This is a genomic window from Mesorhizobium sp. GbtcB19, from assembly GCF_019091085.1.
Taxonomy (GTDB): Bacteria; Pseudomonadota; Alphaproteobacteria; order Rhizobiales; family Rhizobiaceae; genus Mesorhizobium.
Map to the genome: position 1 here is coordinate 14287 of NZ_JAGXJY010000031.1, position 18043 is coordinate 32329.

24 protein-coding genes, 3 tRNA genes and 2 pseudogenes are annotated in these 18043 nt (G+C 62.3%); 6 read left to right on the forward strand and 23 right to left on the reverse strand.

Translation table 11 applies throughout. From position 1 onward, the window contains the following. Nucleotides 1-28 precede the first annotated feature (28 nt). The gene (locus KVT37_RS33995; RefSeq protein WP_368860638.1) at nucleotides 29-313 is read left to right on the forward strand and encodes a DUF6527 family protein; all 285 of its coding nucleotides are present in this window, start codon (nucleotides 29-31) and stop codon (nucleotides 311-313) included. Between the two features lie 27 nt (nucleotides 314-340). On the opposite strand, the pseudogene KVT37_RS29830 reads toward KVT37_RS33995, so the two are convergent. After that, nucleotides 341-439: pseudogene (locus KVT37_RS29830) on the reverse strand (recombinase family protein); the annotation flags it as partial. Nucleotides 440-530: 91 nt separating this feature from the next. On the opposite strand from KVT37_RS29830, the gene KVT37_RS29835 reads away from it, so the two are divergent. Further along, the gene (locus KVT37_RS29835) at nucleotides 531-1748 is read left to right on the forward strand and encodes a hypothetical protein (RefSeq protein ID WP_217578608.1); all 1218 of its coding nucleotides are present in this window, start codon (nucleotides 531-533) and stop codon (nucleotides 1746-1748) included. On the opposite strand, the gene KVT37_RS33890 is transcribed toward KVT37_RS29835, so the two are convergent. The 3 genes and pseudogenes from KVT37_RS33890 to KVT37_RS33600 all read right to left on the reverse strand — a co-directional run. Further along, a complete protein-coding gene (locus KVT37_RS33890; RefSeq protein WP_306797033.1) occupies nucleotides 1642-1920 on the reverse strand; it encodes an ATP-binding protein in 279 nt (92 codons plus the stop codon). The two genes, KVT37_RS29835 and KVT37_RS33890, sit on opposite strands and share 107 nt — an antisense overlap. Before the next feature lie 58 nt (nucleotides 1921-1978). Next, the gene (locus KVT37_RS33895; protein ID WP_306797032.1) at nucleotides 1979-2104 is read right to left on the reverse strand and encodes a hypothetical protein; all 126 of its coding nucleotides are present in this window, start codon (nucleotides 2102-2104) and stop codon (nucleotides 1979-1981) included. A gap of 111 nt (nucleotides 2105-2215) precedes the next feature. Beyond that, a pseudogene (locus KVT37_RS33600) lies at nucleotides 2216-2444 on the reverse strand (IS21 family transposase); the annotation flags it as partial. Nucleotides 2445-2748: 304 nt separating this feature from the next. Here KVT37_RS33600 and KVT37_RS29845 point away from each other — a divergent pair. Then, complete coding sequence (locus KVT37_RS29845; RefSeq protein ID WP_217578609.1) at nucleotides 2749-3210, forward strand: hypothetical protein; 462 nt, start codon at nucleotides 2749-2751, stop codon at nucleotides 3208-3210. Nucleotides 3211-3695: 485 nt separating this feature from the next. On the opposite strand, the gene KVT37_RS29850 is transcribed toward KVT37_RS29845, so the two are convergent. From KVT37_RS29850 to KVT37_RS29905, 12 genes are all read right to left on the reverse strand, one after another. Next, nucleotides 3696-5006 carry an integrase arm-type DNA-binding domain-containing protein gene (locus KVT37_RS29850; RefSeq protein WP_217578610.1) on the reverse strand — a complete coding sequence of 437 codons (1311 nt, stop codon included), beginning with the start codon at nucleotides 5004-5006 and terminating at the stop codon, nucleotides 3696-3698. Between the two features lie 212 nt (nucleotides 5007-5218). Beyond that, a tRNA-Phe gene (locus KVT37_RS29855) sits at nucleotides 5219-5294 on the reverse strand. Nucleotides 5295-5537: 243 nt separating this feature from the next. After that, the gene (yacG, locus tag KVT37_RS29860; protein WP_217578611.1) at nucleotides 5538-5747 is read right to left on the reverse strand and encodes a DNA gyrase inhibitor YacG; all 210 of its coding nucleotides are present in this window, start codon (nucleotides 5745-5747) and stop codon (nucleotides 5538-5540) included. Beyond that, nucleotides 5744-6370, reverse strand: a complete 627-nt coding sequence (locus KVT37_RS29865; protein WP_217578612.1) for a Maf-like protein — start codon at nucleotides 6368-6370, stop codon at nucleotides 5744-5746. The genes yacG and KVT37_RS29865 overlap by 4 nt, the downstream gene beginning before the upstream one ends. Nucleotides 6371-6389: 19 nt before the next feature. Then, nucleotides 6390-6608 carry a translation initiation factor IF-1 gene (gene infA, locus KVT37_RS29870; protein ID WP_006200926.1) on the reverse strand — a complete coding sequence of 73 codons (219 nt, stop codon included), beginning with the start codon at nucleotides 6606-6608 and terminating at the stop codon, nucleotides 6390-6392. 195 nt (nucleotides 6609-6803) lie between these two features. After that, nucleotides 6804-7253, reverse strand: a complete 450-nt coding sequence (locus KVT37_RS29875; protein WP_308642792.1) for a low molecular weight phosphatase family protein — start codon at nucleotides 7251-7253, stop codon at nucleotides 6804-6806. A 158-nt stretch (nucleotides 7254-7411) separates the two neighbouring features. Then, nucleotides 7412-7897: a UPF0262 family protein gene (locus tag KVT37_RS29880; protein WP_217578613.1), complete on the reverse strand. Its 486-nt coding sequence runs from the start codon at nucleotides 7895-7897 to the stop codon at nucleotides 7412-7414. A 2-nt stretch (nucleotides 7898-7899) separates the two neighbouring features. Next, nucleotides 7900-9192 carry a histidinol dehydrogenase gene (gene hisD, locus KVT37_RS29885; protein WP_217578614.1) on the reverse strand — a complete coding sequence of 431 codons (1293 nt, stop codon included), beginning with the start codon at nucleotides 9190-9192 and terminating at the stop codon, nucleotides 7900-7902. 6 nt (nucleotides 9193-9198) lie between these two features. Then, nucleotides 9199-9633, reverse strand: coding sequence for a DUF2948 family protein (locus KVT37_RS29890; RefSeq protein WP_217578615.1), 435 nt, complete (start codon nucleotides 9631-9633; stop codon nucleotides 9199-9201). A 91-nt stretch (nucleotides 9634-9724) separates the two neighbouring features. Next, complete coding sequence (locus tag KVT37_RS29895; protein ID WP_217578616.1) at nucleotides 9725-9928, reverse strand: hypothetical protein; 204 nt, start codon at nucleotides 9926-9928, stop codon at nucleotides 9725-9727. Between the two features lie 55 nt (nucleotides 9929-9983). Beyond that, entirely contained in the window at nucleotides 9984-11276 is a 1293-nt protein-coding gene (gene murA / locus KVT37_RS29900) for a UDP-N-acetylglucosamine 1-carboxyvinyltransferase (RefSeq protein ID WP_217578617.1), read from the reverse strand. A gap of 141 nt (nucleotides 11277-11417) precedes the next feature. Then, nucleotides 11418-11594 carry a hypothetical protein gene (locus KVT37_RS29905; protein WP_217578618.1) on the reverse strand — a complete coding sequence of 59 codons (177 nt, stop codon included), beginning with the start codon at nucleotides 11592-11594 and terminating at the stop codon, nucleotides 11418-11420. Between the two features lie 225 nt (nucleotides 11595-11819). On the opposite strand from KVT37_RS29905, the gene KVT37_RS29910 reads away from it, so the two are divergent. Both KVT37_RS29910 and KVT37_RS29915 read left to right on the forward strand, forming a co-directional pair. Further along, nucleotides 11820-11894 (forward strand) — tRNA-Thr (locus tag KVT37_RS29910). A 78-nt stretch (nucleotides 11895-11972) separates the two neighbouring features. Beyond that, a tRNA-Cys gene (locus KVT37_RS29915) sits at nucleotides 11973-12047 on the forward strand. An 84-nt stretch (nucleotides 12048-12131) separates the two neighbouring features. Here the strand turns inward: KVT37_RS29915 and KVT37_RS29920 are convergent. Continuing rightward, nucleotides 12132-12878: a GGDEF domain-containing protein gene (locus tag KVT37_RS29920; protein WP_254634349.1), complete on the reverse strand. Its 747-nt coding sequence runs from the start codon at nucleotides 12876-12878 to the stop codon at nucleotides 12132-12134. A 259-nt stretch (nucleotides 12879-13137) separates the two neighbouring features. After that, nucleotides 13138-13848, reverse strand: a complete 711-nt coding sequence (locus tag KVT37_RS29925; RefSeq protein WP_308642793.1) for a thermonuclease family protein — start codon at nucleotides 13846-13848, stop codon at nucleotides 13138-13140. A 204-nt stretch (nucleotides 13849-14052) separates the two neighbouring features. On the opposite strand from KVT37_RS29925, the gene KVT37_RS29930 reads away from it, so the two are divergent. Beyond that, nucleotides 14053-14589, forward strand: coding sequence for a hypothetical protein (locus tag KVT37_RS29930; protein WP_217578620.1), 537 nt, complete (start codon nucleotides 14053-14055; stop codon nucleotides 14587-14589). A gap of 36 nt (nucleotides 14590-14625) precedes the next feature. Here the strand turns inward: KVT37_RS29930 and KVT37_RS29935 are convergent, their stop codons facing one another. The 5 genes from KVT37_RS29935 to KVT37_RS29955 are packed head-to-tail and all read right to left on the reverse strand — an operon-like array spanning nucleotide 14626 to nucleotide 18043. After that, on the reverse strand, nucleotides 14626-15186 hold the full coding sequence (locus KVT37_RS29935; protein ID WP_217578621.1) for a hypothetical protein: 561 nt from the start codon (nucleotides 15184-15186) through the stop codon (nucleotides 14626-14628). Then, entirely contained in the window at nucleotides 15183-15773 is a 591-nt protein-coding gene (locus KVT37_RS29940; protein ID WP_217578622.1) for a L,D-transpeptidase, read from the reverse strand. The genes KVT37_RS29935 and KVT37_RS29940 overlap by 4 nt, the downstream gene beginning before the upstream one ends. Then, nucleotides 15760-16923 carry an AAA family ATPase gene (locus KVT37_RS29945; protein ID WP_217578623.1) on the reverse strand — a complete coding sequence of 388 codons (1164 nt, stop codon included), beginning with the start codon at nucleotides 16921-16923 and terminating at the stop codon, nucleotides 15760-15762. Before KVT37_RS29945 ends, KVT37_RS29940 begins: the two co-directional genes overlap by 14 nt. Continuing rightward, nucleotides 16920-17555, reverse strand: a complete 636-nt coding sequence (locus KVT37_RS29950) for a TadE/TadG family type IV pilus assembly protein (protein WP_217578624.1) — start codon at nucleotides 17553-17555, stop codon at nucleotides 16920-16922. Before KVT37_RS29950 ends, KVT37_RS29945 begins: the two co-directional genes overlap by 4 nt. After that, nucleotides 17549-18043: a TadE/TadG family type IV pilus assembly protein gene (locus tag KVT37_RS29955; RefSeq protein WP_217578625.1), complete on the reverse strand. Its 495-nt coding sequence runs from the start codon at nucleotides 18041-18043 to the stop codon at nucleotides 17549-17551. The genes KVT37_RS29950 and KVT37_RS29955 overlap by 7 nt, the downstream gene beginning before the upstream one ends.

The window sequence follows — 18043 nt, forward strand, 5'->3', positions numbered from 1 at the left end:
TCTGGGACGTGACATTTGGCGCGCCGAAATGTCGGCGGACGTGCCGGAAAAAACCAGGCCACGTACGGTCTATCTGATCGGTGACGACGGGCCGCCATGGGCGGCGGCCTTTATCTGCCCCTGTGGATGCGGCGAGCTTGTCAGACTGAGTCTTGTCCGGCGCGATAGTCCCAGCTGGGTGGCGTCAGTCGGGAAGGGCGGAAGAGCGGATCTGCATCCCTCGGTGCGACGGATACGAGGCTGCCGCAGCCATTATTTCATTCGGGATGGCCGGATTGTTTGGGCGCGAGATGAAAGACGAGTATCCACCTAGCGGCCAACGATCTGGGAGCCCGGCGTTGGTCGGGTCTATGTTCTCGGTCAATGGACGGAAACCGACGCCTTTGGCTTCCAATTCGGCGATGACCTCGATGAGGGGCTTCATCGATCTGCCGAGGCGGGCTGAATTGCAGCTGTAATACGAAAGCATTTGCTCGACGCTCGCAGATCCATCAGTCTCGTCGCGTTTCATTTTGCTAGTGAGGCGTGTCATGACCGAAGACCGCGAAAACAAACAGCAAGCATCGACCGAGGCAAATGCAATAAGAGGTTGGGACAAATTACCCAACGAATTGCTGCATGGAATCATCACCCACGCGGTCAACGATACTGACGCATGGAAGGCGCGTGAAACCTTTCACGGGGTGTCGCTCACCAGCCGACATCTCCATGAATTGACCAAATCAAAGGTCCTACAAGAATATAAGGAAAATCTTGATGGCGGAACCCTCGTTTCCGACGCGGTGATTGAAACCGCTTTCAAGAACAATAACTTTTCTGACAACATCTATGGGTGGGATCGTCGACATATTGGCACGGAAGCTGCAGCCGTGACGCACGCGCTTGAATTTCAGCCCCCGGAAAAGAGATCGGAAATCTTCAACAACATTGCGGGAAGAGACGTTCAACATAGGATGTTAGGCTATTCAGAAATCGTCGAACGTGCAGATCTTCTCCAGGAACACGAGATCAGCCAGATTGATCGTAACGCCTTGGACACCTTCCGAGACGATAATCCCGGCCTCGGGAAATATCAAGCCGCTGAAGTGCTTGTGAAAAGATACAATGACCTTAGCAGTGAAATTCGCGCCAAACTCCAAGAGACGCTCTCGAACAATGAGAAGCAGAACCAACGCGCAGACTTCAGCGACGCAATCGTCAATTGTAAGCCATCGTTGCTAGAGGATGAAAGTCTTCAAAATGTGGTGCGTGAGAGCCTTGACGTTATGGAAGATCCGCACGAGGCTCTTTCCCAGTTAGCGTTGTACATCGACAAGAACTCGCGGGCCGAGACCGATTTCATTATCAAAGAGTCTTTGCGCCGTTTGGGCGGTATGACTGTCCTTGGCGAGGAGCACGGGCTTAACGCTCCTGCACGCGCTATCGCAAAAGTTTCCGATGGAAATTTGAGCCCTGAGAACAGGAAACTAATAGAACAATTAAGGCAATCCCATACTGAAGAGGGGCGCGCCTTGGCCTCTGCTTTCCAAGAGCTTGAGCGTGATCGGCCTGCGGAAGCCTCAATAGAGGGCGGCATGAGAGGGTCGATAAAGCTGCTCAGCAAACTCAATCGGAGCCAAAATATGTCGAACGAGGTTGCCGCTATTGAAGGCGTAGGCGATGTTGCGATATCCAATGAAAAGCAAATGAACGCAGCGCGCAGAGCTTTGATGAATTCCGTTTGCGATCGTAGCGCCCGCGGAAGATAACAAAGACAAGAAAAATGCCGCCAATGTCATTTGGGGGCGGCAGGATCGTCAGTTGCTTGTCGAGCAAGCCATCGTTGTGGGCCTTGGCCAGCGTTGCCACCAGCGTCGCGGCCGTGATGAACTGAACGTTGTGATTCTGACGGATCGCCTCCCGGCCAAGAGCTGCGGCCAGGTGGGTCTTGCTCGAGCCCGGGTGGCCCCAGGAGTAACAGCGTGTCGCCGTGCGCGATTCAACGACGGCTGCGCTTCTCGTAGTCGAAGCCGTCCAGTTCGCGCACGAAGGGGAATTGCGCGCGCTTGCTCGACGTGCGCCGCTCGGTCTCGCGCGACACCAGGAAGCCCAAGGCTTCGCGCAAGCTTATTTTCGAACGGGCGGCTCGTCCAGCAAGGTGTCGAGTTGATCGCGGATTGCCGTCAACTCAACCGATCGAGCGTCGCGATGAGCACGTCTTGGTCGACGGTCGTCATCACCAGGCTCCTCCGACAATCGCTTCGTATTCGCGCGCGGTCGTAGCAAGCCGGCTGGGGCGATCGCGATCGGATCCCCGCGCACAGGCCCTTCAAAGCCGGCAACGCCGAGAAAATGCGCACAGTCCGCGATCCGCTGTCGTCGTCCTCGGCAAGGGCGTGGGCGGCTACCATCTGGCCGGCATGGCGGATGATCAGGCGGCCGGCCAGAACCACGGCTTGGACAGATCATGATCACGCGGCTGATGCAGGCGACGACCATGCCCCTCCATGTAAGGTCTCCGATAGCATCTGGTTTGCCGATCGGCCGGAGCACCATCTTCGCGCCGGGATTTTACCAAAAGCTGGCGCGCATGCCTGCAACTTCTGACAGCTGGCGATTTTCTCACCCCCACTGTGGTCGGCCTTGTGCTGCGGGACAATCTCGGTTTGCTGGGTTCGATCGATCGGTGCCCCGTTGTTTCGAGCGGCACACTACGCCCTCGAGCTTACCGCCAGAGATCCGAGAGCGAAGCCCGAGCCGCTGTCGGATGTGCTGACGGCCTTTGTGTCTGGAGGACTGGGGAAGGCCAAGGACAAACGTCTTTCCACCGCGGTGGCTATGAGCGCACGGTTTCCGTTCGTCACTTCGGCAGGACAGTTGCGCTTTGAGAACGAGAACCGAAACATCATCACTGGGCGGGTCGTGGATGGAGGCTATTTCGACAACAGCGGCCTTGAGACGATTAACCATCAGCTCCCCTATCTTCATGCCAAGCGACTCAAGCCCCGAGTGATTTATCTCAGGTCATCGCCATGGTACTCGCAACGCTATGATTTGGCGGGCAATCCCATACTCGGATCACCGCAGGACCAGTTGTGGGAAACTAAGCTCAGCGCCTGGCAGGAACTTCTTGGGATTATATGGCGCGGCGCCTTGCCGAACCTCTCGCGACCCTCAACATGGCGTGGACTGGGCACGTGGAGGCTGCGCGCGAGCAATTGCAGCGATTGAAAGAAGATTACGGAGACATAGAGATTGCAGAGTTGAAGGTAATGGATCCGTTGCGGCCGCTTCACGGGGGCAAGGGGCGGAGCAGCCTTTGCATGGATCTTCCGGCAAGAACCCATTAGGAAGAGCGAGTCTCTACACCCCGGTGATGAGTTGGTGGCTGTCTCCCCTTGCGCAAAGTGCCTTGGACGCCCAACCGTGCGACTTCGACAACACCTGGATGGTCGCGCGAATCCTGAAAGCGCTGGCGCTCAATCACTCCCGCTGATCAATAACCTAGCTCGGTTAGAAACGATCCAGTCGCATCATTCCCCTTCACGGCCCGCGCAGGGAAGGCCTTCCTTCGACACTAGGGCGGTCTCGGAACCATACGGAACGATACGGGAAGATTTCTGATTTTGGCCCACGAAAAACGCAATAAAATCAATAATCTAAATACGCCCTCCGGGCCTGCCACTTAGTTGTATAGCTTCGGCATCTCTTGAGCCTCAGTATGATCTTCGGAGGTTGGAGATTCCCCTCGGCGTTTGGTGGGCCGCCGACGTTGGGTTCAAAGTGGACCCTCGCGGTGGCGAATGGACGGCGGACTTGCCGCGTCCCTTGATTGAGATCACCCGCGCGTTTTTGCTCTCGAGTTCATCCAGACAGTCGGCCCACCATTGCATCATCTTGACGCGCTCATCCCAGTGCTCTGCCCGGGCGTAGGCGCGACGAACGTCGTTGTTCTCAATGTGGGCCAGTTGCCGCTCTATGGCGTCCGGATGCCACCTTCCGCATTCGTTCAGCAGAGTTGATGCCGTTGCTCGGAAACCGTGCGCGGTAGCTTCCTCCTTGCCGTAACCCATACGCCGCAGCGCGGCGTTCAGCGTGTTGTCGGAAATCGGACGCGAACCCGATCGAACACCAGGAAGGAGCAGCGATCCGCCACCAGAGATTTGTTTAAGCGAAGTCAGGACGCTTACAGCCTGCCTTGAAAGGGGTACACGGTGCGGCCGTCGCATTTTCATGCGTGCTTCAGGAATGATCCACACCGAGCTTTCGAAATCGAACTCTTCCCATTCTGCCGCGCGCAACTCGCCGGGGCGAGGAAACAGCAGCGCCATCAGTTTCAGGGCCGCTCGGGTTGTGGGCTGTCCGTCAAATGCATCGACCGCCCTCAGCAAGCCGCCCAAGGCCTTAGGATCGGTAATCGCGGCACGCGGCGTGACCGTCGGACTGATGAGCGCGCCCCTCAGGGCGATCGTCGGATCTGCCTCGGCGCGTGCGGTCGCGATTGCGAATCGAAACACGGTGCCGATTGTTGAGCGCAGGCGCCTGGCCGACTCGTATCGACCGCGAACCTCCACGCGACGAAGAGCGATGAGGATGGTGGCCGTATCGATCTCGCGAATGCACTTGTCGCCGATTGTCGGATAGGCAAAGTCGAGCAGCCATTTGACCTTGCTGATCGTCCGGTCTGCACGTCCCTCCTTCTTCAGCTTGTCAACATATTCGTCCGCAATTGAGCGAAAGGTGTCTTTTGGCGAACTAGCTTTCTGGAACTTGCGCTGCTGTGCCGGGTCGGCACCAGCCATGAGGAGGCGTTTGGCTTCATCGCGCGCTTGGCGGGCATCCGCGAGAGAAATGACAGGATAGCTGCCCAGGGACAGCAACTTCTGCTTCCCGTCGAACCGATAGGCGAGACGCCATAGCCTTGTTCCCGATGGCTGGACCCATAGCTGCAGCCCGCCGCCGTCGGATAGCTTCTGGAGCTTGGACGCGGGCCGGGTGTTGCGGCATTTCACGTCGGAGAGAGCCATTGTGGGACCTCCTGTTTTGGCGCTTCGATACCAACAGGGTTTCAGATACCAACAAAAATACCAACACCTCGCCCCGTTGGACGAAATTTGCCGAACTGCGATGAAATTCGCCCAAGAGCATCTTTCCTGCCGAAAAGATAAGCAAATTCAGCGATTTGCGGAGACCCAAGCGTAGAAGGTTCGGCGAAAGTGAGCGTGGGGAGACGAGGGGATGGTGCCCAGAGGCGGATTCGAACCACCGACACGCGGATTTTCAGTCCGCTGCTCTACCAACTGAGCTATCTGGGCCTGTGCCGGCTAACGGGGGCCGCCCGCCGGATTTCAGGGAAGCGCCGCGGCACCCCTTGAAAGCGCGTGGGTTATAGCACGGGAATCTTGGCTGTCCAGCGCCTAAGGGGCGATTTTCCGGGGCAATTGTCGCAGGCACATGACAGGACGCAAGCGACGTCGGCAAAGGTGCAATCTCGTTGCCGGCAAAGCCGGGATCTGATCACCCGCAATCGCCATGGAAAGGCGGCTTGCCGCCCGCAATTAGTCTTTGGGCTCCGGCTTCCGGCTGTCGTCTTCGTCCTCTTCGCCGTCGCGGCCGGGAATGACATAGGCGCCCTTCAGCCAGCGATTGAGATCGATGTCCTTGCAGCGCGCCGAGCAGAACGGGTAGTGCTCGCGCGCCGAGGGCTTGCCGCATTCGGGGCAGGGCCGCTTCGGTCGAAGCGGCGTAACCTTGTCGTCCAGGCTCATGAGCGCGCGGCGTGCCAGTTCTGGTGCGCCTTGAACCCTTCGCCTGAAAGCAGCGCGACGCTTTCGTAGAGCGGCAGGCCGACCACGTTGGTGTAAGAGCCGACCAGCTTGACGACGAAGGAGCCGGCAAGGCCCTGCACGGCATAGCCGCCGGCCTTGCCGCGCCACTCGCCCGAGGCGACATAGGCGTCGATCTCCTCGCGCGGCAGCCGCTTAAAGCGAACGCGGGTTTCCACCAGCCGCTGGCGCAGCTTGCCGCCCGGCGTGATCAGGCAGATGCCGGAATAGACCCGGTGCGAGCGGCCGGAAAGCAGGCCGAGGCAGTTGATGGCGTCGTCGATCGTCTCGGCCTTGGGCAGGATGCGCCGCCCGACCGCCACCACCGTGTCGGCGGCGAGGATGAAGGCCGGCGCGTAATCGTCCTCGGTCTTCAGCGAGGCCAGCGCCTTCTCGGCCTTGTCCTTGCACAGGCGCTTGGCCAGCGAGCGCGGATGCTCGGCGCGCAGCGGCGTCTCGTCGACATCGGCGGGCAGCACGCGGTCCGGTTCGATGCCGGCCTGCTGCAGGAGTTCGATGCGGCGCGGCGAACCCGAGGCAAGCACCAGCTTCTGCAGGATGCTCATCGCGCTTGATGCCGATTTGCTATTTGAAACGGTAGGTGATGCGGCCCTTGGTCAGGTCGTAAGGCGTCATCTCGACCAGGACCTTGTCGCCGGTCAGCACGCGGATGCGGTTCTTGCGCATGCGGCCGGCCGTGTGGGCGATGATTTCGTGTTCGTTTTCGAGCTTCACGCGGAACATCGCATTGGGCAGCAGTTCGGTGACCACACCTGGAAACTCGAGGACTTCTTCCTTCGGCATTCGATACCTTTGCTTGGATGGGCCTTCCGGCGCCTAGAGCATGATGCCGAAAAGTGTGTAGCGGTTTTCGGACGACATCATGCTCTACTCTTGATCTGGAGTCGGATGATTTCAGGTCGAATAGACCTGAAATCATCCGACTCCAACCGGAATTTGCGCGGAACCTATATGATAATCGTCTGCTTGTGAACAAGCTTAATCCGGGGCGCTTTCAGCCTTCGGTGCCGCAAAACGTCGACTTATGCGCGCCTTCAGCCGCTCGCGCACGTCGCGATAGGCCGCCATGATGTGCTCGCGCGTGCCGCCGGTATCGGTCGGGTCGGGCATCGGCCAATACTCGACCTCGACGGCGAGCGAGCGGGTGAGCTCGAGTGCCGCATGATGCGCCTCCGGCGCCAGCGTGACGATCAGGTCGAAATAATCGTCCTCCAGCTCCTCCAATGCCTTTGGCTGGCGCTCGCCGAGCGACAGGCCTTCCTCGGCGAGCACCGCGTCGACGAACGGGTCGCGCTCGCCGGCGTGGACGCCGGCAGAAGCGACGAATGAGGTGGCAGGCAGCATCCGCCGCGCCAGGTGCTCCGCGATCGGCGAGCGCACGGCGTTCATGCCGCACAGGAACAGGATCGAATGGGGCAGGGCGGCCACTAGAGCATGATCCCAAAAAGTGGGAACCGGTTTTTGGAAAAGATCATGCTCCAACTAAAGAGCATGATCCCAAAAAGTGGGAACCGGTTTCTGGAAAAGATCATGCTCCAACAAAGAGCTGGATCAGGACGGCGATTCAACGAAACGTCATCCCTGATCTAACCCCGCCAGTGCAGCACGCAGACCAGCGTGAACAGCCGCCGTGCCGTGTCGAAGTCGATCTCGATCTTGCCGGCCAGCCGGTCCATCAGCGTCTGCGAGCCCTCGTTGTGCAGGCCGCGCCGGCCCATGTCGATCGCCTCGATATGGCTGGGCGTCGAGGAGCGGATGGCCTCGTAATAGCTTTCGCAGATCAGGTAGTAGTCCTTGACGATGCGCCTCAGCGGCGTCAACGACAGGATGTGGGTGACCACCGCAGCCCCGTCCTCACGGCCGACGGCAAAGACCAGGCGCGACTCAGCCAGCGACAGCTTCAGCTTGTAGGGGCCGGCGCCGTCGTCATTGACCGGCCGGAAACTGTTTTCCTCGATGAGGTCGAAGATCGCCACCGCCCGCTCGTGCTCGACGTCGGGCGTCGAACGTCCGATCGTTTCGTCGAGCTCGACGTCGATCAGCCTGTTGCGGGTTTGGTCGTGGCCCGACATCGCTACATGTTCAACCTGATCGCGACGGAGCGGGCATGCGCGTCGAGCCCTTCCGCCTTGGCCAGCGCGATCGCGGCGGGCGCCAGCACCTTGAGCTGCTCCGGCCCGAGCTTCAGGATCGAGCTGCGCTTGACGAAATCGAGCACGGACAGACCCGAGGAAAAGCGTGCCGACCGCGCCGTCGGCAGCACATGGTTTGAGCCGCCGACATAGTCGCCGATGACCTCCGGCGTATGCCGGCCGATGAACACGGCGCCCGCGTTGCGCATCCTGGAAAGGAAGCCCTCGGCATCGTCGAAAGCGAGCTCGACATGCTCGGCGGCGATGCGGTCGACCAGCGGCAGCGAGGCCTCCAGCGTCGGCACCAGGATCACCGCGCCGAAGTCGCGCCAACTCGCGGCCGCCGTCTCGGCCCGCGGCAGGACTTTAAGCTGGCGTTCGACAGCGTGTTCGACCGCCTTGCCGAATTCGGCATTGTCGGTGATCAGGATCGATTGCGCCGAAACGTCATGCTCGGCCTGCGCCAAAAGGTCGGCCGCGATCCAGTCCGGATCGTTGTCGGCATCGGCCACCACCAGCACTTCCGACGGCCCGGCGATCATGTCGATGCCGACCGTGCCGAAAACCTGCCGCTTGGCCGCCGCGACATAGGCGTTGCCCGGGCCGACGATCTTGGCGACCGGCCTGATCGTCTCGGTGCCATAGGCGAGAGCGGCGACGGCCTGCGCGCCGCCGACGCGATAGATCTCCGAAACGCCGGCAAGATCGGCCGCCACCAGCACCAGCGGATTGATGACGCCGCCCGTGGCCGGCACCACGATGACGATGCGGTCGACCCCGGCGACCCGTGCCGGCACGGCGTTCATCAGCACCGAGCTCGGATAGCTCGCGGTGCCGCCGGGCACATAGAGGCCGACGGCTTCGATCGCCGTCCAGCGCGAGCCGAGCTCGACGCCGGCGGCATCCGTATAGCGGTCGTCCTTCGGCTTCTGTCGCTCGTGATGCGACCGGATACGGTCGCGCGCGAATTTGAGCGCCTCGATCGTGGCCGGATCGGCCGCTTCATGGGCCCTGGCGATGTCGTCCTTCGAGACGGCGATGCCGAGCTTGCCGAGATCGGCTCTGTCGAACTTCAGCGTATAGTCGATGAGCGCCTTGTCGCCCTCGGCGCGCACGCGCCCGATAATGTCGCGCACCACGGCCTCGACATCGGCCGACACCTCGCGCTTGGTGGTGAGGAAGGCCGAAAAGCGCTGTTCGAAATCGATATCCTGCTGGCGGAGCGTAATGGCCATTGCGCCTCAGCCCCTGTGCGCGGGTCGTGAAGTGGCTTCCCAGGAGCCGCCGACATCGGCAAGCCGCGCCTCGACGCATTCCACGTCGAGCATGATGGTGCCGCCGCCCGAAAACACCAGTTCGACGATGCCGGCCGGCTTGCTGATGGCGATGAAGCTGATCGCCAGCAGCGACAGCACCTCGGCCGGCTTGTCGCGTTGAATACCGCTGGTCTTGGCGCCGAGCACGCGGTCGAAGTGCAGCACGCTTTGCCGCCGTTCATTGTGCTGGCGGAACAGGCCGGATTTCGCCTCCCAGACGAACCGGTTCATGGTCAGCACGAAGCGCTTGGCCGCCGGCAGGTATTCAAGGTCGGAGACCTTCATCACGGCGTCCTGGACATGCGCCGAGACGATGCTCAGATCCTGGTCGTCGAGCGCGATGAGCTTGAGAGCTGCCATGCGGGATTTCGCACCTGAAGGTTGGTTTCAGCCTTCTGTTAGGCGGTCTTTCCGGTCCGTGCAACCTCGGCACGGAACCTGTTTAAGGCAATCACGCGAAGCCGGTGCCGCCCTCATCGGCCTGCCGGGCACTTCTCGCCGTATAGTGACGGGGAGAAGGAACGCTTTTCGCCAGGGATTTCGTCAATTGCGAACGTTGCAGGAAAGGCGCCAAAGCTGCAGTCGCGGCCTTCTCCCCGTTTGCGGGGAGAAGGTGCCCGAAGGGCGGATGAGGGGCGGCGCCGACCTTGGCCATTGGCCTTCCAGCAGAGTAAGGCCCGCTCTTATCCGCAAGGCTTGCCCTGGGTCACTCAGCCCGAAATCCGCTCGATCACCGCGCCGCAGCCAGAGAGCTTCTCTTCCAGCCGCTCGAAGCCGCGGTCGAGATGATAGACGCGGTTGACCGTGGTTTCGCCCTCGGCCGCAAGGCCTGCGATCACGAGCGACACCGAGGCGCGCAGGTCGGTCGCCATCACGGGCGCGCCCTTCAACCTGGCAACGCCGTCGACGATCGCCGTCTGGCCGGAAAGCGTGATGTGGGCGCCGAGCCGGGCCAGCTCCTGCACATGCATGAAGCGGTTCTCGAAGATCGTCTCGGTGATGCGCGACTTGCCCTTGGCCATCGTCATCAGGCCCATGAATTGCGCCTGCAGGTCGGTCGGGAAGGCAGGGAAGGGGGCGGTGGTGACATCGACCGGCGCAATGCCGGCGCCGTTGCGCTTGACGCGGATGCCCTCATTGGTCGGCGTGATCTCGGCGCCGGTCTCGACAAGCACGTCGAGCGCGCTCTGCAGAAGGTCGGGCCGGGCGCCGTCGAGCATCACGTCGCCGCCGGTCATGGCGACGGCCATCGCATAGGTGCCGGTCTCGATGCGGTCCGGAATGACACGCACACGGGCGCCGGAGAGCGATTCGACGCCATGGATGGTGATGGTGGAGGTGCCGGCGCCATGGATCTTGGCGCCCATGGCGATCAGGCACTCGGCGAGATTGACGATCTCAGGCTCGCGGGCGGCATTTTCCAGCACCGTCTCGCCCTTGGCGAGCGCGGCCGCCATCATCAGCACATGCGTGGCGCCGACCGAGACCTTCGGGAAGACATAGCGGTTGCCGATGAGGCGGCCATTCCGGGTCTTGGCGATGACATAGCCATTGTCGACGTCGAGTTCGGCGCCCAGCACCTGCAGGCCCTCAAGGAACAGGTCGACCGGGCGCGTGCCGATGGCGCAGCCGCCGGGCAGCGACACCTTGGCTTCGCCCATGCGGGCAAGCAGCGGGCCGATTACCCAGAAGGAGGCGCGCATCTTTGAGACCAGCTCATAGGGAGCGGTGGTGTCGACGATGTTGCGGGCGGAAAAATTGATGGTGCGCGAATAGCCTTCCTGCTGCTTCTCGCGCCGGCCGTTGACGGAATAGTCGACGCCGTGATTGCCGAGGATGCGGATCAGCTGCTCGACATCGGCCAGATGCGGCACGTTTTCGAGCGTCAGCGTATCGTCTGTGAGCAGCGAGGCGATCATCAGCGGCAATGCCGCGTTCTTGGCGCCCGAGATCGGAATGGTACCGGCCAGCTCATTGCCGCCGACAATTCTGATGCGATCCATAAGAAAACGTCCCCTCGGCCAGAACAGGCCGGTTTCAATCGGTTGATGCGCCCGGCTTAGACCATTGGCCGGCTTGGTTCAAGAAATAGGATTTCCCCCAGACCCTGACCAACAGTGGTCGGCCAGTGTGGCTGATTTCGGTTAGTCCTTGTGCATTTTTCCAGCAGCCGGCAATCCTTCCGACCGCTGATCGGCATCGCCCGCGCGTCGGGAACGCGCTTGCGCCTTGCGTTTCTGCAGATTGGCGCGCAAAGCCTCGGCCAGTCGGCCCTTACGCTCGGCTTCGCCTTTTTTCGGTGGATTTGTCTTCTCGTCCATCGTCCGATCCCTGGCCGGTGGTCAGCCGGCTGCGATTCCGCCATGGGTAGCATTTTGGCCCGGCGATGTCATGAAAGCAGGCGGCCAGGCGGGTTTCGGGCTGTGGAGCAGCTGCGCGTGCCGCTTCGAGCCGCATAGTTGTTGCCAGGAATCACATGCGACGCTTTGGGTTTTTCTTGGCCTTGCGCTTGCCGGTTCGATATGGCAGAAGCGCCGCCATCGCAGGCTGCGGTAGCTCAGTGGTAGAGCACTCCCTTGGTAAGGGAGAGGTCGAGAGTTCAATCCTCTCTCGCAGCACCAGTCCTTCCCTGCAACTGTTTGACCGCACGGTGCTTGACGGTGTCCTGGCGTCAACCTATTGCGATGCCTCGCCCACGAGGCCTCGTGGCGGAATGGTTCACGCACAGGACTGCAAATCCTTCAATCCCGGTTCGATTCCGGGCGAGGCCTCCAGTTTTCGCGCCAGTGTGATCCAGCGGCGGGCGCGGGCCCGGCCAACACGCGAACCTGGCCAACACGCGAACCGATCACGCCGGCTCAGTTGTTGACATGCGACAGCCGCAGGCCGGCTTCGTCGGGGGCCTCGGCCATGCCTTCCTCGGCGAAGCGGTACATGTCCTCGAAATCCAGCTCATGCTCGAAAACGACGCCGCCGACGCTGATCGCAAGCACGTCCTTGTCGCCTTTCGGCGCGAAATAGATCTCGCCGACCGCGCCGCGAATGCGCTCGCCGATCTCCTTGGCGTCCTGGTCGCTCGCGCCCGGCAGGAAGACGCCGAACATCGAGGTTCCGAGCCGGCCGATCAGATCGTCCTTGCGCACGGCGGACCGGATGGCCGATGCGATAAGGCGCAAGGCCTCGTCACCCCATTCGAGACCGAAGCGCAGGTTGATCGATGCCAGATGTTGCGGATGGATGACCAGAAAGGCGCCGGAGCGCGGGCCGACCGGTCTCGCGGCCCGTCTGTCGACCATCGACGTGAACACCTTGCCGTTCAGGCAGCCGGTCAACTGGTCGAAGGTGCCGGACCTGGTGAGTTCCTGCCGGTAGCGGCGGATCTCGATCTGCTGCCAGCCGAGCAGGGCAAACAGCGGCAGGCCGATGGCGATCGGCACGACGATGGCCGTAACCGCCCCGCGCACGAACGGCGTCAGGCTGTCGCTGAACATGAGCAGGTAGTTCAATGCGAGCGAAAGGGCGACGCATGCCGCGGTGCCAAGCACGGCCAGCCAGATCACCTGCGTCCATGTCCGAACCGGCGCGGTCTGCGTTTTCGTGGGCAAGGGCAAATCTCCTGTTCGACGCATTGGCTTACAGGAGGTCCGTTACGATTTCGGTGTCAGGAAAGCGTACAATTTGATGCAAAATCGGCATCTTCTCCATACGAAGCGCTGCATCCGGCGCGCGCCGCGACTTCTGCGTTTGATGACCCGCCCGGACGTTGGAACAGTCTACGGTCCTTAGGAGAACGGAACCGCTCTGACCATTCTGCTTTCACGCAATTCGGAAGCGGAACCGGTCGCGGGTTTCCTGCAAATTGCGCTATTGCGGCGGGCCGAAGATGCCCATCCTGGCCTCTCTGGCCACCGCTTCCGCCCTGCCGTAGATGCCGGTAGGCGCGGCCGTCGCCCAGCCGTTGGAGACCAGCCAGGCGCCGACATCCTGCTTGCCGAGCGCACAGGGCGCGGCGATGGCGAAGCGGTCGACATCCGGCGGCAGCAGGCATTTGAGTGCCCGGCCGCGCAGCCAGGCGTTGAAGGCGGCGCGCGCCCGCTGGCCGCAGGGCCAGGCGCTGTTGTCGAACGAGCAGGTCCTGCCGGGATCAATGTCGACCGTCCCGCTGATGGCGACCGTGCGTCCCATGGCTTCGAAGACCGCCGAGGAGGTCGCGACCGGACGAAAAAGCAGCGTCTCGTGCCAATCCTGCGGCATCGGCGTATTCGGCAGCGGCGCGAGCCCGAGTTCGCCGAGCGGCGGCCGCGGCTCGATGCGCTCGATCCCGGATGGGTCGAGCGGCGGCGGCGCGATGCGATCCTCGGCGATCTTGCGCGCCGGTTGGCCTGGCCGCGTGTCGTGGATCGGGGCCTGGGAGACCGGCCGCACATCGCCGGCGCCCGGAACCGGCGCGATCGAAAGCGGCTCGGGTGGCAGCCAGCGCTCGCTTTCGGCGATCAGCAACATGCCGGCGAGCAGCCCGAGCCCGCCGAGCACCGGCGCCAGCAGCGGACGGCCGGGCGGTTTCGCCTGGCTCACGCGCAGGCCCTCGAGGGGGTGCGCCGATTGCCGGCGCCGCCGCTCGATCCCAACGCGCTGAATCCTGTCGACACGGCGCCCCCCGCTCTTTGACCCCGATCATACATTAGACGCGAGCCACATTCCTTGAAAAGCAAGGCGTTGCGTTAAGCCTCGCGCAACCAATGCTGGCTAGAATCGGTCATCGGATGTCGAGGGGATGACATGACGCGCAAGCCGATACTGCTCTTTGCCTTTCCGGCCCTGATGCTGCTTCTGCTGGCGGCAGAGCGACTGGCGGCAATGCTTCTGGGCTTCTATCCGGCGAGCCCTGCCGTGTGGCAGGCCTGGCTGGAACTGCGCCCGTTCTCGACGATGTTCTGGCAGCAGGTGCACGTGTATCTTGCCGGGTCGATGGCCGCCGATGCTGCCGTCATTGTCTTGGCGGCTGGCGCCTTTTGGATGATCTGCCATGCAAAGAGACCCGCCGGGTTCTTCCTCGCCAATCATGCCGCGCTGATCTTTGCCGGCAAGATGATCGCGCTGAGCAGCCACGCGGAAACGGCAAGCACCATTGCCGCCTTCACCATACCGAACGGCTGGCACTTTTCGCTTATGCTCGACTTCAGCGCGAAGAACAGCCTGGTGCTGTGCGTCGGTCTCGCGGCCTGCGCATACTGCCATGTCGCGTTCCTGCGCGAGGCCAGGGCGCGCGCCCAAACGCGCGCAGTCCGCGTCCTGGCGCTGCAGCGCGATCTGTAGTGCTGGTTCAGGCCGCGGCGGCGACAGCGCGCGCGATCAGTTGATCTTCTTGTAGTAGACCTTGCCGTCGGGCTGCTGGATGCGCTGGTAAGCCGGGTTGGGGCCCGGAGGCGCGACCTTCCGCTTGAACGAGCGCTGCGCGTCGGCGGGATCGGCGCCGCTTTCGCCGGCCGCGGACGCATCCGCCACCGTGGTGTTGTCGAGCATGGCCGGTTCGGGCGCGCTGGGCGCCTGCTCGCTGGCGGCAACGGGCTGGCCTTGCTCCAGCTTGGCGATATTGCCGTTGATCTGGCCGAAACTCGCCTGCAACTGGCGGTCCAGCGTCTCGAACCGGCTCTGGAAACCGTTGTTGACCGTGTCGATGCGGGCTCCGATTCGCTGCTCGAACTGGCCGAGCTGCTCCAGCCGCGCCTCCATCGTCTTGAGCTCGTTGACGCCGCGATAGAGATAGACGGCGGCGGTCACATTGACGAAGGTGACGAGCGCGGCGCCAACCGCGACGGTAGCGATGAGCTTGCCCCGGCTGGGTTTTCCGGGCACGGCTTCCCTTTGACCGAGTTCGATTGCCGGAGCGTCCGGCTCGCTGATCATCGTCATTCAACCACCACCTTTGCGCCCACCGCGACGCGTTTGAAGAGATCGATCACATCGGTGTTCGTCAGCCGGAAACATCCGGACGTGCCGTCGAAACCGACGCCCTTGGGATCGTTGGTGCCATGGATGCGATAGAGTGTATCGCGTCCATCGCGCGACAGATAGAGCGCCCGGGCGCCGAGCGGGTTGTAGGGGCCGGCCGGCACCATCGCCGGCAGCTCCGGCCGGCGCGAGCGCATTTCCTTGGGCGGGCGCCACTCCGGCCATTCGGTCTTGGACGCGACCTTGACCGTTCCGGTCCAGCCGAAGCCGTCGCGGCCGACGCTGATCTGGTAGCGCAGCGCCTGGCCCTGGCCCGTCACCAGATAGAGCGCCTTCTCGTTCTTGCGGATGATGATCGTGCCGGGCTGCTCGCTGGTCTGGAAGCCGACCGCCTTGCGCAGGCTAGGACCCATGGCGGGCAGCGGCGGCAGGCCCGATCCGGCCGTCGCCACGTCGCACCCCAGCGCCAGCCCAACGCCGATCAGCAAGGCGCCGGCGAGGCCGACGCCGACGCGCGTTTTGCAGGCGAAGCGCCTAGCGCTGGGCATTGTCCAGCCGTTCCTTGAACATGCGCTTGAGATCCTTGTTGAAGCGCGCGCGCCCGTCCACCTCGGAAGGCAGGATGGCGCGATTCAGCGCGTCGGCCAAGAGCGCGTTGTCCAGCGCCAGCGATTTGATGTTCGGTGCCTTGAAGATCTTCTCCAGCTCGCTGCGCGAGAAGTGGTTGCCGAACCATTTGCGCTTGTGCTTGTTGGCGACCAGCGTGATGCTGACCTTGTTGCCGCGCAATTCGCGGATTTTCTTGTAGAGGCGCTTGCCTTGCCTGAGCGAGGCGACATTGAGCTCGAAGACGATGAAGATCTCGTCGCTCGTGCGCAGCACCGAGTCATGCCACGGCGTCTCGATGTTGGGCAGGTCGATGACGATGTCGTCGAAGCGGTAGGCGACGAGATCGAGCAGCTTGAAGACGAAGTCGGAACCATGCGGCTCGAATGGCAGTTGCGGGCGCTCGAAGGAATAGAGCGTGAGGCCGGACGGCCGCGACAATTTGATGACGTCCATGAGCTCGACGTCGAGACGGTCCGGCTGGCCGATGATGCCGGTCAGGTCGAACTGGTTGAACAGGTTGAGATAGGCGCCGCAATTGGCGCTCTGGAAGTCGAGGTCGACGAGGCAGGTCGAGGCCGCCCGCTCGGCCGACTTCGAGGCCAGATGCTCCGCCGCCGAGATCGCCAGCGTCGTAGCGCCGGCGCCGCCGCTCGCGGCGATGAAGGTGACGATGCGGCTCTTGGTGCCCTGATTGCCGGTGTCGTGGAAAGTGACGGCGTTGAGCAACTCCTTGGCGTCGAGCGGCTTGTGCAGCCAGTCGGAGGCGTTCATGCGCACCAGAACGCGCGTCTGCTCCGAGGTGAGCTCATCGGAAATCGCGATCAGCGGCACCGAGGCCCAGGCCGAGCGCGCCTCGACCACCCCCGGACTGCCGAGCAGTTCGCCATTGCCGAGATCGAGGATGATGATGCCGGGACGGCTGTCGACCGGCGGCCCCTTCAGGAACTCGGCCGCCTCCGAAATCTTGACGTCATAGATCGCCAGCGCGTCGAGCCTTGTCGTGACGTCGCGCTTGAAATTCGGATCCGACGAAAACAGCGCCACCTGCTTGCGCTTGGTCGGGAGGACTCTGGTATCGATGGCGTTCATGGGTACGTGCTCTTTATGTCTTCGCCCGTGACCGTGCTCAGCATCGAGGGCATGGTGATGGTGTTGAACCCGAGCAACCCGCCCAGGAAGAAGAACTGGAATTGATGATTGACGATGCTGACCGTGATGGTCGGCACAGGGCCGTTGGGCCGGGTCCAGTAACCAAGGCCCGAAGCCTGATACTGAATCCGGACCTGGGACTTCGTCAGCATGGGCAGATATGAATGCATTCCAGCCCGGCTGCTGTTGCCGCTGAAGATAAAGTCGAAGGCGGCCTGACTTGCAGTGACATCCAGGCACGTCGCGCCCGTTCCGCAGGTGCAGGAAGCTACACCCGCCGTATTGGCCGTGCAGATATAGTTATAGGTGTTGGCCGGGACGGCGGCGCCGACATCCAGCGAGTTGCTGGGCGTCTTTGCCTCGAGGGCCAGCCCGGTGGCGACGGGGCTGGAAATCTGCGCCAGTCTTGCTCCGGCTTGCACGGCTTTGTTGGCCGCGTTCCATTGGTAGAAGGCATAGCCGAAGTCGACGAAACCGAGCAGGAGGGTCAGCAGCAGCGGCATGGCTATGGCCGCTTCGACCATCGTCGCGCCGCATTCGCTTGCCCAGAACCTGCGCCGCCGCATCACCATCCGAGGACGCGCTCCTCATGGAATACCGACAGGTGGAGCTGAGGAAAACCGAGATAGAACCAGAGGCCGAGATCCTGGTACGGATACGATGTGCTGACCTTCACGACATCGACGTTAGCGGTGGCGCTGAGATAGAGTTCGGTACCGGTCGCGGGATCGATCGCCTGGAGGGACACTGGCTTGTTGATGGTAACCTCGTCTACGGTCCATCCCGTGACCCTGGCGCTGCCGCCAGTCACGGCGCCGTTCACGGCGAGGTTTTTTGCCAGTCCCGAGCAAGTGTCCCAATCGCTGCTGCAGCGCGCCATATAGCGGGCGGCATCCCTGACGCCGGCGTCAAGAAGCATGCGTGTGTTCAGCGCATTCGAGAATTCGAACACCCCGGCCGACAACAGCAGCAAAAAGGGCGTGAGCAGCGCCATCTCGACAAGGACGGCGCCGTCTTCGTCGCTCCTGAAATGCCCGATGATGTGCCTGAGCGCTAGCAT